Genomic DNA, 16887 nt, shown 5'->3' on the forward strand with positions numbered 1-16887 from the left:
AAATAGGATTATTCCATTAGTTCGGCAAAACACTCTGTCAGTTCTTTTGCTTCAAGCATGATGCCCTCTTCATCCTCACTCAGCGGAAATACCAGTATCAAAGTTCCGTTTTTTTCCATTCCTGGTAACCACTGCTGTAACCAATCATCTAAAAGTATTTGTTTTGGCTTACAGTCAGGAAAATCATTTTTCTCCCACGCTTTAGCGAAGGATTCACTGGGCCAAATTGGCATGCACGCATCTTCTTCAGCTTGCAGCAATAGCCAACCATTTTCCCCGAACAGCCCCCACAACTCTTTGTTTTCTATCATTTTAGACAACGCATAATCGAAACGCGCTTCAGGCTGTAATTTACTAATAGTGATAAATTCATCCGTAGATAGTTCAGGCATCAGGTTTTCCTTTTTACATCGCCAAAATTCATTCACAGCAAGCCAAATGAACAAAATTTAGCCATTTAGCTTGCAAAATACACAGTTTGATAGCTTAATTATCCTATTAGGGAAAAATATTATGCCACTGGAAACTGTGAAATCTACTATTGCCGCCCCCAATAAAAAAACCTGGGTGTACGGTGTTTTGATTCTGCTGATCTTTGCAGCACTGGGTTACTACGCTCTGTTAAATCAAAAAGATCGCACCGCTAATCATGATTATTATAGAGTGCTTTACGAAGCTTCCAATGAATTTAAAGAAAATTTAAATAAACTGGATAGTATGCACCGATATAAAGAAGGTGTTTCTTCCATACGGTCCCTACTCCCGAGTTATACCCGAAAAGCCAATTCGGAACAAAACCTTTTGAAAGCAGATGGGTTTAAATATTCAATTGCGGGGCAAACTCTGCTCGTCAGTGCAGATCTAGACGCTAATGATGAAAAGTTCGAAGCGGAATTGTCTTTTGAAGATATTCTTCCAAATCCGAAAAAAGGATTTAGCAAATATTTATTCGCAGATAAAGAAGGAAAAGTCATTGCTACCGTTGGTGATGAAAGCACAATCTCCATCGTAGAATTACGTAGTATCAATCAACAAATCCAACAAAAAAACAAACAGTTCCAATTTAATTTTAGTGAATCTCAAAAATCGGCAGCAAGCGACACTAACCCGCCCCTTCCAAGCTACAGCAATCATGTGGATATGAAAATATCCTATGGTGATTTCCGTGTATTTGTATTTCCATTCGCGCTGGAAATTCCATTAAAAAAACTGTCAGAAACCTCAGAAGACGGTGCACAGAATAAAATGGTAGAACTGGACAAACTATATTTAGTTGGACTGCTACCACAGAGTAAACTTAGCAACAGAGAAAACAATGATTGGAACCTTTCTTTGCTGGTTGTCACGCTGGTCAGTTTATTGTTCATGTGGTGTCTTCTACGTTTATATTTACTGCCCAAAAACCAATCTATTACTCGCTCATACCGCTCATTAACCGTTGTATCGAGTTATGCTTTTTTTATCGTAATTTTAGCCTTAACTTTAGGTTACATGCAGAAGTCTTTATTACAATTAGAAAAAGATCAAATAGCCTCAGAATACGCTAATTATTTAGGTCAAAAACTGCGTAAAGATATTAATCATGTGTTCAGCCGCTTAGAACAATACAAAACGTTTTATGGCGAGATGTTAGCGACACTTTCGTTATTTTCCGAAAATTCACAACCTTATGATAATTACAAAAGTGAAGATCTAGAAGCCTTCAACTTATCCATGAAAAAAGCAATTTTAAGTCTTAATGCAACACCCTGTGTTGAAGGCCGCCCAGCATATTGGTTACCAGGTAGTGCAAGTACCCCCAATAAGACTTATCCGATAACGTATAACTGCTCGGTTGCCCCCGAAAACCCCAATTTTCTAAAAGTAACATTCGATGATCACGCGATAAATGTGATGTTGAATGCGTATAGATCTAACAAAGCCGATCATGTCATATTGGATTTCTATTCTAATAATCAACTACTTGACTTAACTGCAGAGAAATCGTTAAACACCTCGGTTACTCCTGATTTTATTCAAGATCAATCGCATACCATATTATCGGCATTCGCGATAAACAAAGAAGGTAACTCAGTGCTTCCTTCTCTGAACTTTCAAGAGAGTAACGCACTACCGGCAACCTTTAATTTGTCGCACCGAAACTATTATAAAAAAGTCAGAGATCAAAAAGGTTGGGATATTGACAGGATCCCCTCTGCGATTAAAAATAATGAGTCCCCAAATCAATCTAATCTTGATATTCAACCCTCAGAAAAAAATGCGCCTTCCGGCCCGTTTAAGAATGTATATATTCAGCGTTTATTAAATGTCACTAATGGCACTCGTGGTACCACAATCTCAATGCCAATTTCGTCTGCTGATAGTGACAAAACCTATGATTACATTTTGGCCGCAGATGTATTATTACCTTCAATGTCACTGGGACAATCTCCCCCATACGATTTTAATTACATGGTGGTAGATCGCAGCACTGGTGACGTTATATTTCATAATGATTCTAGTCGCTCATTAGTGGAAAATTTGTATTTCTCTGGTGATAACCGCTCTGCACTGAGTAAATGGCTCAAAGCTGGCTTAGACCATTATCCTGAATTAGGCAGGGAACTCATTGAAGGTACCTATCACGGACAAAGTGGTCGATTTGCTCTTTCCAGTACGGTAATAGACAAATGGGCAATAGTCGTATTTTATCCAAATGATAGTTTGCAGACTTTCATGACGAACCAATTTCTTTATGTGATGACCACATTTGCAGTCATCATTGGTTTGATGGTGATAGGAATATATTCGGTACGCCATTTTGTTTGGACAAGTACCTTAAAAGAAAAGCTCAAATTACCTGCCAAACTCAATGTTAGGTTAGTCATGTTGGTTAGCTCGGTGCTCTTTAGCACAAGTTATTGTCTTTACTTCTTAGGTCATAATATCGACACGCTGTTCAGCCATGGGAATGGGTTGAATTGGTCACTTTGGTTACCCATAGTTGGTTTACTGATTGCGACTATCTTGGTATATCGCGGTTGTTACAATCATTTTTGTTTTCCATACAAAGAATTGAACGATTGCACTTTGGATTCAGCGAAACGTGGCTCCAAACGACTCATTATTGCGGTTCTTATCGCGGTAGGGATTCACTTTTTATATCTACAAAAAACGGCTAGCACACCAGAAAAAACGTTAGATTTTCACTATCAACAACTGGCTTGTAATTGGCTTAATTACGAAAGACAAGAAGTCAATTCAATTGGCTTAAGTCGCTACCCCAACTCTATTACTTCAACTCGAATTACGCCCACTAATTTACTGCCCTTAGATCCAAAGTGGCGAGCACGTTTGACCCGTAAAGATGGGGATTGTCAGAATCACTCTGCGCAAATCCACCCAGACGATTACCCTAGTTTGAGTTCTGTTTTTGGCGCCACCTATTTATGGCAATGGATAAATATTTATATTCTCGATAGAGAACTTGCAGCCAGCTATCAACCCGACTCTGATTTTCGAAGCTATTCCCATAAAATGCCGGGCGGGCTGATCAGCTCAATTGTATTTTACACTGCGCTATTTGCTGTGATTATTTGGGCATGGTTTAGATTCAACACCCAATTATTGTGGAATCGTCTGTATTGCCCTGAGCGTTTTTTGCAGCATATCAATAGAATGACAAGTTCAGTGCAGACATTGCATTTTGAACAACGCAGTCACAACTTAAAAATTGAATGTGACACGATAAAATTAAACGGCATTGGCTTGTCACTTCTGTTACGCAGCATGAATCTTAAGTCGGCGGTTGCTGCAAACGACATGCAAGCAAACCATCTTTTAGCAGGATTTGAAAAATTATTTTCGCTCAGTCCCTGTTTACAAAAATTCAGTGAACAAAGTAGCTTTTTACCGAATTTAAAACTGAATATTATCAATCAAGATCCTAAGAAGATCGCGGTTGAAATTTGGGACATTGAAACCTGCTTAGAAAAAGGTGAATTTAGACAATTGTTGCTCGACTTAATCATGGAGATTAAATCACTGACGTTATCCGGTCAATTAGATAGTTTTACCATTTACACTGGTTTTCACAGCTTGCAACGGGTCAAAATGAAAGACCCCTTAATGCTAGAACAAAGCAGCGTATTGGATCATGCCGAATACATTTCTTGGGCAGAATGTTTAATGGACTTCATTGTGGTAATTCCTGAAAGCTTTAAACAAGGCATTGATTGGCAAATGTTGAAGGAAGAAGTGGATGCATTTCCAGAGTTACAATTTTTACAACAAGAAGTTGAACAATCAGAACAACTAGAATCTTGGGCGCACATATGGAAACGAGATGAACAACTCAACATTGAAAGCCGCTGGAGTACCATCAATTACATATTGCTTAATGCAGAGGCATTATACCGCTTCAAATGGGAATCTTGCTCCAGCGCTGAGAAACTCGCTCTGCTTAATTTGGCTAAACGTCAAAAACTAAACCCTGCAAATACCCAAATGATTGAACATCTTGCCCTTAACGGTCTGATTACTGTGCGCAAAGGCAATATCGATGTTATTAATCGTAGCTTTAGCCATTTCATCTTGCATGCAGAAACTAACGCGACTCTAAACCAATTGGTTAAACACGGTGAAGAAGGTTTGTGGAAAAGCTATCGACTGCCGTTGGGAGTCATTATTATTTTAATTATTGGAGGTATCGCACTTACCTCAGGCGAATCTATTTACATCATTGCAGCTTCCATGGCTGGCGTACTAGGCACTATTGCCAGTGTCACCAATAGTGCCAATCTGCTTCGTGGTCAAATGAAAGATTAATGTCTATGTAGCCAATAATTGAGCACTATATAAAAATCGAAACAATGGATAAATAAAGGCTAGCGACAGCTTTTGTGTGCGCACTCCACTAACGGCTGGTGAGCGGCATAAGTTAGCGATAAAACACGAAAAACGCGCAAACTCTGCCGACTTCAGTCTACTGTGGATTGCAGCTCTTTATTGGGTGGATTTCTCATCCCGTTCACTTAAATGCGAAATAGGTTCGTCTCCCATCCTTGGTACAGGTGGCTTAGGATAGTCAGTCCAATAAGTGATATGAAGCTCTAGGTTATTTGCCCAACTTTCATCTCCCCCTTCGGGATACTGTCCCTTAATTAATGTTTTCACATTCATATTAGGAAGTTGCAGTTGGGATTTATCAGAATCACTGGTTTCAAGACCTTCAGCTTTGGCAAATTCAGTAAATTGCCCCCAGTAATTGCTATTGTCAGCGTTCTCGCCCTGCGCGCTATCATTTGTAACAGATAATTCAAATTTGCAGGCAACACCATATTGGAACAGGGACATCCAAGGTTTTTCGGGGGCTCCTTGATCGTGCAGCTCTTTTTGCTGAACTGGCGTTCGATATCCTTCAACGAGTGTAATCGGAACATTTTTTTGTGTCAGATGCGTAATCAAATTTTGTACTTTTTGTCGCATTATCGGGTGTAAATTTTTTAAGACGGTATTGAGTGTCATGGTTGTTTTCCTTTTATTCCTTCTTTATCTATTTGTTTTTTAAATAAACGGAAATATTTAGTCGAATACTTATCCAATACTTCAATAAATCACTTTGAACATCATTACTTTACACGTAATCTCTATAGTTGCATATTTTTTAAACAGCTTGGTTTATACTTTGAAAAAACTGTTTTTTTTAAGATCCGCAAGGCATCATCGTTAAGAGGAAACTGAATGAGTAGCTTTATTGCTGAGTTAAGACGACGCAATGTATTCAATGTCATAGCGGGTTACGCTGTCATTGGCTGGTTAGTCATGCAATTAGCCGTGGTGTTGGAAAGCGCATTACACTTACCAACTTGGTTTGACACGATCGCAACAATCCTAGTGATAATTGGCTTTCCTATCGCGGTTTTACTCGCTTGGATTTTTCAATTTACGCCTAAAGGTTTGGTTCGTACCGCAAAAAACCCCGCATTAAGTAAAGCGGCTAATTCTAAAAATACGATTACTATTTTTACATTAACTGGGGTAATTAGCGCTGGACTGATCACGCTGATGTGGATGCATTTAGGAAAAAACACATTAGTCGATGAAAACCGAGAAATCACTCAGCAAACAAGCAACGCAAATGTTGAAGTCGTTACCAGCTCTGCGACTCAGTCGATTGCCGTTTTGCCATTTGATGATTTTTCAGCAAGCAATGATCAGGGTTATTTTGGGCATGGAATTTCTGAGGAATTACTTAACCTATTAAGTCGTATCAAAGGCTTACGAGTTGTATCGCGCACCTCATCTTTTGCCTTTGTGGATACAGATTCGACCGTAAGTGAGATTGCTAAAGAACTGAAAGTCGCACATATTTTAGAAGGAAGTATACGTAAATCTGGCAATACTATTCGCATCACAGCTCAACTGATCAATGCACAAACTGATGAACATATCTGGTCTGAAACCTATGATCGTCCTTTGTCAGCGCAAAATTTATTTGCAGTACAAGACGAAATAGCCAGTAAAATAACCCAACAACTCAAGGGAAAGTTAACCGTAGTGCCGTTAAAAGATTCTGATAAAACCTTGTCTTTAGAAGCCTACGAGCTTTATTTGCAAGCCCGCGAAAATCAGAAATTACGCTCGCCAGAAAGTCTAGCCCTAGCAGTTCAAAAATTTATTAAGGTCATTGATCTAGATCCAAATTTTGCACATGCCTATTCAGGTTTATCAGACACTTATTTGCTGATGGAAGCTTATGCCGGCTTAGATAAACAAGCATCCCGAGACAAAGCATCACCATTAGTTGCCAGAGCACTTGAGTTAGCGCCTAATTCTGCAGAAGTGCTAGCAAGTGCAGCATACCTAGCAAAAGATAAGAATACTGCCGCGTCCATCAAACAAGCCCAACAATATGCGACACAGGCCATTGAGGCGAATCATAATTATGCTAATGCATACTTTCTTTTAGGCGGTATTTTGTGGGAACAAGGCAAGCTCGATGAAGCAATTGAGCAGTACAAAAAAGCGAGACTACTGGATCCACTTTCTAACAATATTTTAAGTAATCTTGCGCGTATTTATTTATCCGTTGACGATAGAGTGAACAGCAAAATCATTGGCGACGACTTAGTGCGATTGCACCCTACCCAACCTTTTGGTTACAGTGTTTTAGCCGATCTTGCTTTTAAAAGTGGGAATTATTCGCAGGCTCATAGCATGTTGCAAAATGCCTATACCCTTAACCAACAAAGCACGAGTATCAACAGAAACCTAGCTAGGCTATATAATTTAGTCGGCTTATACCAGCATGCGCTTTGGTATAACGCTAGTCCTACTAGCCAAGTCTGGCACGGCATTTACACAGATAATCTAGGATTGGCGGCCGAACAGTTAGCAAAAGTCACAGACATGACAGATATTGCATGGTTTTTATATTATTTACGTGACTATGAGAAAACCAACCAAATTGTGAACGCTTATATTGAGGCCTATAAGTTGCTCGACAGGCCCATCGAAAGTGCGGCAAGTGCAGACTTTATAATTGCACTTGCGCAAACTCGTCAAGCACTGGGAGAAAATAATGAGCAACTGTTAAGTATGCTAAAAGAATACTTAACTAACAAACCCACTCAACAAGTAAGTAACTTAAATGAAATAAAACAACGTATTTTGTTTGCCACTCTTACCGGCAACCATCAACAGAGTTATAAATGGTTAGAACGGATGAGATCATTGGGCTATATAATGACTTTTATCGATCCTATTTTTGATGAGATAAAAAGTATTGCTGAATTTCAAAACCAACAACAAGATATGCGTGAACTAAGGGATAAGTATCAATCGCAAATTAAAGCACAATTGCGCACACCTAACCCCTTATGGATAGTTCCTCCTAGCGATATTTAGGACAACTTCATCGTGCTAACTCTTAGCCCGAAATAGCACTAAAAAACCTAACTTGACAAGCGTTGCGCCAAGCCACTACTTCTTAAACAGACATTGTTTATACAAGCTTGCAGGCTCTCTTTGTGACTGTATAACACAAACTTTTCCCGTGCACGGGTAAGGCCAGTATAAAACAATTCTCGGCTTAATCCTTTGGCTGACGGATTTAAGTTTACGTCGGGCAAGCACAGATATACCTGATTAAATTCAGAACCTTGGCTCTTGTGAATGGTCATGGCATACACAGGTTGATGTTCAGGCAACCGGCTTAACAATACACCTTTGTAACCACCTTCTGCGGTCTTGAACCACGCTTTTTTTAATTCTCGATTTTCAGGATCCGGCATTACTATCCCCACATCACCGTTAAATAATCCTAAATTATGATCGTTACGGGTTAACATTATTGGTCGGCCTATGTAGTCTTTTTCATCCATTGAAATAAAACCCTGACGATCTAATTCCCGAGTAACTTGATAATTGATGTTATCCACTCCCCACTCACCGGATTTATGGGCGCATAAAATTTGTTGATTTAATAAATAGCTGAAACCTTGTTTCAAATCCCCTTGATTTACTGACAAAAAATAGGCTTTTAATTGACTAGCGTATTGCCGCGCGAATACTTGTACATTGCCATCTTGATGCCAAGTTAAGGTAGCTTGTTCGGTATCAGTGAGTATCGATAAAACAGCATGGGCATCACCTTCAATAACTTGTTCCGACAACAAACCGATTCCACTTTCTGACGAGAATCTGTGACTTTTTCGCAATTTAACTAAGCAGTCCGCGATGGGACTAGTACCACGACTTTCAGGTCGTTGGGGAATATTTTGGTCACAAATGCGAATAATCTGTTGCGCGGTATGCAATGAATATTCAGGGTATGCTTTACCCAATAACGCGGAGTGACAAATATCGGATAAAACACTGCCAGTCTCAACCGAAGAGAGTTGATTGTGATCTCCTAACAACACGACTTTTGTGTTGATGGGAATCGCACTAAGCAGCCTATACATCAATGGTAAATCTACCATCGACGCTTCATCAACAATCAATGCATCCACATGCAATAAATTTTCCGCATTGTGCCTAAATTCAATTTGTCCCGGTTGACTTCCTAATAGTCGATGAATTGTACTGGTTTGTAGATTTAATCCCGTTTTGTAGTTATCCGGCAATGATTCTCGCGCTGACACTATAGATTCAGTCAGCCGTGCTGCTGCCTTGCCCGTTGGCGCAACGAGTTGTACTTTGAGCTCTTTTCCGTTGGCGCGTTGAAGGGCAAACAACAAGGCTAATAACTTGGCAACTGTGGTTGTTTTACCTGTGCCGGGCCCTCCGGTTATAAGGCTAAAATTACGTGTCGCTGCAATCCCAACCGCCACTTTCTGCCAATCGATTTCGGTTTGATTTTGCCCCTCAGGAGCACTAAATAATTCATCAACAATAGGTCTTGCGACGTCGCTAGACACTGTCGTTTCTACTGCTAACTTTTGTTGAATGATTTGGGTTAAACCCATCTCATATTGATAGTATCGCTGCAAATAAATGGCATTTTGCGCGAATATTAATGGTTTTCGAGGATCTTCAACAGGGTTCGAAGAAATACAATAACTTGCATGAATAGCCTCAATTACCTCATTAATACTCGAAAATCCGAGTAATTTAATTTGCTTGAAAGTAAGCTCATGTAAATTTAAACAACTGTGTTGCTGACTCAAACGTTGACTCACTAGACCTGAAAGCAGCGCTATGTTTTGGCTAAGATGGCTTTCCTGCTGAAAAATAAAATGCGCAAAAGCACTATCGAGGTTAGAAAGGCCCATAGCGCTAATTTGACGCTCACAATTAGTATAAAAGTGCGTATCGAGAAGACCATTTACCATAAATCCATTTGCTCCTGACTGGTACTTTGTGGCGCAGCAAAAGAGTCTATTTCCTCTCCTTGAAACAACTTATCAAGGGATTCAATTATGACTTTCTCTGGTTTATAGAAGTAAATTCCGCTGCCTGGGTAATGCTCTGACATTCCCCGTAAGAACAAATAATATGCGCCACCGACATGCTGATCATAATCATAATCAGCTAACTTACTTTTCAAGAATCGATGTAAGGCTAAAACATAGAGCAAAGACTGCAAATGATAATCGTGCTCCACCATGGCTTTTTGCATTTTATCTTCGGCATAGTCAGCATAATCAGGACCTAAGTAATTAGATTTATAATCGGCAACGTAAAAACGGCCATCTAAGCAAAACGTTAAGTCGATATAGCCTTTTAGCATGCCGTGCAATTGGGTAAATTGATATTGCCTTTTACTGGTTTTAAAAACCTTATTAATCAATTGATTAAAAGGTGCTGCTTGCACCGAATTTAAAGGTAGATGGAACTCCATTTCAGGACAAACTTGGTCCTTGGTTAACGATGCCAAGGTAAAAGTCGTGTTAGTATTTTTGCTATGAGTGAGCACAATACTGGTGTTTAGCACGTCTTTTAGCCAGATTTCCACTGTTGCATTCCACTGCTCATCAATACCAAACCAACTGCGTTGCTGTTCAATCACTTGAGAAAGCTGGCTAGGCTGTTGAAAATCAATATTTTCTAACACGCCGTGTAGGAAAGAACCGGCTTGCGCGCCTCGAGTAAACTCAAATCGACTTAAATTATCTTGCGCAGAATCGAGTTCCACTTCCACCTCTTGGGCTGAAAAAGTTGAATCGAGTTGATTTATGGTTTCGCTTTCGTCGGTACCAGGTTGCTCATGCTCAACATGAAATTGATTGCGAGCAATCGCAGAATAGCTCGTTATCCGCCAGTTAGCATCGATTGGCGTTTCAATGATATTGACTGCCAAGGAAGTATCTAAAGTTAATTTATCAGGTCGGTACGGTAATATCTCCGGTTCAATATGCACTGCGGTGTATCCGATATCACCATACTCTGCCAAGCTCTGAATTCGCTGACCGATAAAACTATTGGTTGGTTCAATATTTTCTAGCGAAAGCAATTTCCCTAAAGCAGTGTGAAATAATCCAGAAACAGATTGGCTTTTTCCCAAAGCAGGATTCCAAATCCCAACAAAACAGTTGTAAACAGCGCGAGTAAGTGCCACATATAACAACCTTGTATCTTCGGCTAAACGTTCAAAATCTGCTTTTTCTAAATTTTCAGGAGTGTTTTCAAAATCCATGGTCAAGTGAAAATCTTGATCATGAAATAGCGCTTCCGATGCGGGTTTATAAGAACACCCGAAAGGCACAAAGACATAGGGAAACTCTAGCCCCTTGGATGCATGAATGGTAATAATTTGAACTAAATTGCCGTCGGTTTCTAAACGTAGTTGATGGGCTTCATTATTATGATCTGGCTGCTGTATTTGATGCCCCAACCAATACAACAATTGATTATCACCTGGAGTGATAACACTTTGTTGCTGCAACATTTCAACTAAATGCCTTAGATCAGTTAAACGTCGCATGCCATCGCTAAAATGCGTCATTAATCCAGTAAACACGTGAAAATGCTGCATAACTCGATTGAGCGCCATCATAATACCAAAGCGTTGCCAGTGTTGCTGCCAAGTAACAAACAGCTCGACTATTTGCTGCCAAGCTGATTCACTGGTAAATAACTGATCCAACTCTACGCTATTGAAGCACATTAGTTCACTGGTCAATGCCGCTTTAATCCGCCTTTCGTCAGAAGGGTTGACCAATGCATCTAGTACACGATACAAGTCCATGGCTGTTTCTGTGGCGTACACGCTATGGCGAACCAAAAACACACTGTCTACACCTCGAGATGCCAATGCCTGCTTGATTAAGTTTGCTTCATTACGATCTCTAACGAGTACACAGCAATCTTTGGCTACAACGTCGCGTTTTAGTTGCTCTAATTCTGTTTGTACATTTAATTGACCGTGCTGCAATAGGTCAACAATAATATTTGCCGTATGGCCGGCCAAATCAGTCTTTGCATCTTTATTCCCAATAACATCTTTAGCACCATGTAGATGATAGAAATTTAAACTGGCATACCGATTTTCATTCGCTTCCAAAAAAGTGGACTTAGATGCAGCCTCTACGGGAAAAAATGGAATCGCTTGTTCAAACAAAAAGCCCTTATCGCTTTTTGCAAACAATTGGTTTACCGCTTCGACCAAAGATTGCTGTGAGCGCCAGTTTGTCGCTAACGTAAACTGCTTTTCATTGCCGATTTGCTGCTTAGCTTGAATATAGGTGTATATGTCAGCACCACGAAAACCATAAATAGCCTGTTTAGGATCACCAATCATGATTAACGAATAGGATAAATCAGGATTTTCTTGCAGTGGATAAACTTGGCTAAACACATTCAATTGGCAATGATCGGTATCTTGAAACTCATCAATCATTGCGGCTGGATATTGTTTGCGGATCAGATCGGCTAAGGTTTTGCCATTTTCTCCTATCAAGCCATCATTTAAACGAGTTAGCAAATCATTGGGTGACAATTTGCTGGTGCGCGCTTTAAACGCTTCTAGATTTTTCCGTACTTGCAAAAGTGCCGTGTTTTGAACTGCATTACGCAGTGCTGTCACAAATGAATGTCGTAACATCTCTGTTAATTCAAAACGCTTAAAATTTAAATCGCTTAAATCTGGACTGGTTTTAGAACGTGCTTTTTCCACTTTTTCAGGAAAAAAGTCGATCCAACCTTTATCAAACGGGCAGATAACTGAATCACTTTGACAGAAATCATCCATTACCCGGTAGATATCTGGCTTACCCAGTTTAGTATTGCCCTTGAGCTTAGCTTGTTGCAATTGGGCCGACACATTATGCTGCAGCCACCAGCTTTTTAGGCTGTTTGTACTGTCGATTAGTTGTTCTAATAATTGATTCGCATGGCTCAACGTAAGCTGTTTACTGGGAATGAATTCCCGCTCTAAAATCCCCCTCAGCGACTTTATTAAAGGTTCGGGGCCTGACCAAATACTACGCACATACTGAACCATAGTTTCCGGCAAAGGCACGATTTCACTGCGCCAAAAATCTTCTACTGCTTGTTGAATCCAAGTTGATTGATCTAACTCTAGCTGTTCGTCAAAAACACTGCCACTGGCAAATGCGTGTTCAGACAACATCCGTTGACTAAAGCCGTGAATAGTAAAAATTGCTGCTTCGTCCATTTGTCGTGAGGCCAACAGCAAGGTTTCGCAAGCCAGAGCCATATCAGCCGTATCATCGATTAACTTTTGAATAAAACCATCGCTACTGTGGCCTTGATAAAAGTCCAAATAAGCACTGTGCAAACGTCGTTGAATTCGTTGTTTTAGCTCTGCCGTGGCTGCATTTGTAAAGGTCACAACTAAAATTTGTTCTACTCCCAACCCTTGACGCTGGTCGGATTTAGTTAAATTCAAGCCCTCACTTTGATGCCCAAGCAACAAGCGTAAATACAAATTAACAATGGTGTAAGTCTTACCTGTGCCGGCGCTAGCTTCGATTAGCGAAGCGCCTAAAAGTGGGTAGCTGTAGGTATCAAGTTGCTTCATTTAGATACCTTATAATCGAATATTGGCGCAAAAACCATTTCGCTCAATTGTTTAAATTCGGCAAAGTTAGCTGACAAATCAGGGCACACCCGATGAATATTGGTCTCTTGACCTTCTCCTGAGCTAAAAATAGTGCCATTAAACTCAGCTAAGGTTTTATCTATATCTTGAGTTTCCAGCCATTTTTTTGCGCTATTGGCAAAAAACAAAGGGGGTTTATTAAGACCAGAGGCAAATACATCGAATAGAATATTTAAATATTCTATTGCTTGGGCTTGAGGTACAACAGTCAATTCTAATGGTTTCTCAATATTAAGATATCGAGCGACACCACTTTTTCGCTCCGATGATGCGCAATAACATAGCCATTTCAACCATAATTCAATCATATCTTTACCACGTATTTTACCGGCTCGATATAACACTAAATCTGTACCGTAGATCTGTTTTAGCCAACCTTGTATAGAGCCGTTTTCTAGGACTTGGTCAACCTCTACCAAGCTTGCTTTTTTGGCTTTAATATTCTCTATCAATTGATTACGTAGACTCTCAGATGAGCGCCAAATTTGATTGAAACTTAATGGGCCAGCAGCACCGGTGGGCAACTTGCCTTGTGCCAAATAATCCTGATAGAACTGTTGTTGGAAGGCTTCTTCGTCCATTTGAAGTTTTAACATACTATCTAAAATAGTGTCGTTTAATTGAAACCGAGTTAATGAATCTATATCAAAAGGTTCTTCATCGACTAACTCATTAAAGTAAAGTGACAAACTGGTGCGCCAACGTTGGCGAAAGAAAAATTTGGGCGGATTCTGGAAAAAGGCGATTAAATCGTTCAATTCTACAATGAGTTCATTATCTTCCAGTTGACTTGGCAAGGTTTCAGTAAAAAAATGGGCATCTAGATTTTCAGACATTTGTGCATTCAGTACTTTTAACCAAATTGGTTGATAACTCTGTAAATTGTTGGATTTATCAAAATACTGTTTTGAAAATGGCTGCAGTCCATGGGGTTGCATTAAATGCTTGCTTAGTTGTTGCTGGGTCTGTTCAACCGGCAGGCTTAATGTGTCGGCTACACAAAATACCTGTTGGCAGTAATCCAATAATTCGGTTACTAAAATAGACGGATTACGCTCTGAATTATCACGACTACTATTACCAAGAAAGCTGACATATAACTCTTTACGTGCTGATAAAATGGCTTCTAAAAATAGATAACGATCATCCATTCTGCGGGAGCGATCGCCTCTGCGATTCTGGGTTTCACGCATTAAATCGAAGCCAATTGGCACAGTCTGCCGCGGGTAGTCCTGGTCATTCATCCCCAACAAACAAACTATTTTGAAGGGAATACTGCGCATCGGCATTAAAGTACAAAAATTAACTTTACCGGCTAAAAACCGCTGCCCTACTCCTTTGTCTTGCAAGCGCTGTGTCAATTCCGCAACAAATACGTCCTGACAAACGTCTTGATTAAACTGGTTTATATGATCTTGCATACTTTCCAATGCTTGACGCAATTGGTTTAAATAGACTTGTTCGTTTTCATCAACTGAATAAATTAATTCTATGAACGACAAACTTTGTTGTACCTTGTTATCTAAAGTGTCGCTTTGTAAGCAAAATTTCAGCACATTTTGCAGAAGCAAAGCAAATTGGTACAACTTACCTAACGCAATAGCTCTTTGCCCTTCGATATCTTTATAGGGGGCAATTGGAAGATTTTCAGACACTCTACCTGTGAACAAAAATTCACCGCTCATGGCGTAGCCAGATAACAATCGTTCGAGCGCAAAAATTAGCGTATTCTGAGATTCTTCAGGTACTGCCCAACGAGTTTTATCATCGCCGCTTAATCCCCAACGAAAACCAACTTCAATTAACCAATCTCGAATATCTTCGTATTCGCTGGCAGAAATATCAAAGCATTTTTGAATTGCGGGGATTTCTAAAAATACTAAAATTTCAGATAGGCTTATTCGACTCTGATGTAAATTGAGTAGATTAATAAAGCTTTCAATAATATGTGATTCTTGCGCTGCATTACGGTCTGAAATTCCATAAGGAATAAAGAGATCCGACTCCGCACTACCAAACACCCCATCGATATAGGGTGCATAGGCTGCGACATCGGGCATCATCACCACTATATCTGACGGCTTTAGTTGTGCATCTTGCGAGAAATGGCTCAGCAAATGATCATGTAACACTTCCAATTCTCTGACTTTCGAGTGACAACTATGAATTTGCACCGATTTGTCATCTTCTGATATCTCTATTTTTGGAAATTCCACACCATTGGTTAACAGTTCATCGGCTGACAACGGCGGTTGAGTATCGCGCATTGTTAACTCATACATTTCATGTTGTAACCAACTTAATAGCGTATCAGGTTGCACCTCGACAAATATATCACTCGATTCTGCACTGCTAGCCAACAGCATTTCCAAGTAATCACGCCCTGGTTTCCCCCAACTCGCCAATAAAGGATTGCCAACGTCGAACAATGCACTGCGCTCAGATTGGGTATCGCCTTCTTTTAATTTATGTCGGCTCAAGGTATTTTCATCCACAATGTCACCCCAGAAGTGTTGACTCGGGTTACACCAGAATAAAAATACATCGCGATGCGCAGCCAATGCTTCAAATACGTCTAATTGCTGCTGTGGCAAAGTAGAAATGCCAAATACGTATAGCGGTTTTTGCCCCCTAGCCGGCTCACTTTCTGCTATTTTTTGCAGTAACTGGGCATGCAAGTTCGCTCGATGATAGACAGATTCGCCCAGTTTACGAGTCTGCGCCACCAGCGCTCGCCATAATATTGGTTGCCAAAGATGTGACGTGATGAGTCTACCATCAACGCTATTTTCACCCGTTTCCCAAAGATTAATCCACTCAGGACGATAGACTTGATATTGATCGAACACATCTGCAATTTTTTGACATAGCTGATAGAACTTTAACTCGCGGTCCCCGTTGAGATATAGCTTTATCTCAGTAAATTCAGGCGTGTCTAAAAAGCCCTCGAGAATACTCATTAACTTCCAAACCATATTAGGCTTAGTGAATGCAGAAGTTTCAGGTAAATCATTAAAAAAGTATTTATATTGCTGCCAAATATAGCTTGATGGCAGTGGAAATTCGATGTTGGCTGCTACCCCTAAGGTTTCGGCAATGGCAATTTTAATCCATTGCGCCATTCCTGGACTTTGCACAATAATAGTTTCTGGGACGAGTAACGCCGACAAATTGCCTTGTGCTTGAGGTGAATTTTGAGAAGGCTTTGGTGATAACTTGTCTAACAAATCAGCCTGTAACACTTCCATTTTATTTGACTGAATTAAATGCAGCACTCAACACCCTCTTCCTTACTTTTTCATGTTTATTAGGATCATGGTAGCGCGTTTAATCCAGTTCCA

7 protein-coding genes are annotated in these 16887 nt (G+C 40.0%); 2 read left to right on the plus strand and 5 right to left on the minus strand.

Annotated features, from left to right (window positions below; all coding sequences use genetic code 11):
• Positions 1-8: 8 nt before the first annotated feature.
• Positions 9-392, minus strand: a complete 384-nt coding sequence (locus KO530_RS04795) for a DUF2750 domain-containing protein (RefSeq protein WP_216047273.1) — start codon at positions 390-392, stop codon at positions 9-11.
• A 121-nt stretch (positions 393-513) separates the two neighbouring features.
• Here KO530_RS04795 and KO530_RS04800 point away from each other — a divergent pair, with 121 nt between their 5' ends.
• Entirely contained in the window at positions 514-4806 is a 4293-nt protein-coding gene (locus KO530_RS04800) for a hypothetical protein (RefSeq protein WP_216047274.1), read from the plus strand.
• A 177-nt stretch (positions 4807-4983) separates the two neighbouring features.
• Here the strand turns inward: KO530_RS04800 and KO530_RS04805 are convergent, their stop codons facing one another.
• Positions 4984-5505, minus strand: a complete 522-nt coding sequence (locus KO530_RS04805) for a hypothetical protein (protein ID WP_216047275.1) — start codon at positions 5503-5505, stop codon at positions 4984-4986.
• 216 nt (positions 5506-5721) lie between these two features.
• Here KO530_RS04805 and KO530_RS04810 point away from each other — a divergent pair, with 216 nt between their 5' ends.
• Entirely contained in the window at positions 5722-7887 is a 2166-nt protein-coding gene (locus tag KO530_RS04810; protein ID WP_216047276.1) for a tetratricopeptide repeat protein, read from the plus strand.
• A gap of 47 nt (positions 7888-7934) precedes the next feature.
• Here KO530_RS04810 and recD read toward each other — a convergent pair whose 3' ends face one another.
• Genes recD through recC form a run of 3 tightly spaced genes read right to left on the minus strand, consistent with a single transcriptional unit; the run spans position 7935 to position 16821 of the window.
• Complete coding sequence (recD, locus tag KO530_RS04815) at positions 7935-9815, minus strand: exodeoxyribonuclease V subunit alpha (RefSeq protein WP_216047277.1); 1881 nt, start codon at positions 9813-9815, stop codon at positions 7935-7937.
• Positions 9809-13465 carry an exodeoxyribonuclease V subunit beta gene (gene recB / locus KO530_RS04820; protein WP_216047278.1) on the minus strand — a complete coding sequence of 1219 codons (3657 nt, stop codon included), beginning with the start codon at positions 13463-13465 and terminating at the stop codon, positions 9809-9811. Before recB ends, recD begins: the two co-directional genes overlap by 7 nt.
• Entirely contained in the window at positions 13462-16821 is a 3360-nt protein-coding gene (gene recC / locus KO530_RS04825) for an exodeoxyribonuclease V subunit gamma (RefSeq protein ID WP_216047279.1), read from the minus strand. Before recC ends, recB begins: the two co-directional genes overlap by 4 nt.
• Positions 16822-16887 lie beyond the last annotated feature (66 nt).

Source organism: Aliiglaciecola lipolytica (genome assembly GCF_018860635.1).
Lineage (GTDB): Bacteria > Pseudomonadota > Gammaproteobacteria > Enterobacterales > Alteromonadaceae > Aliiglaciecola > Aliiglaciecola lipolytica_A.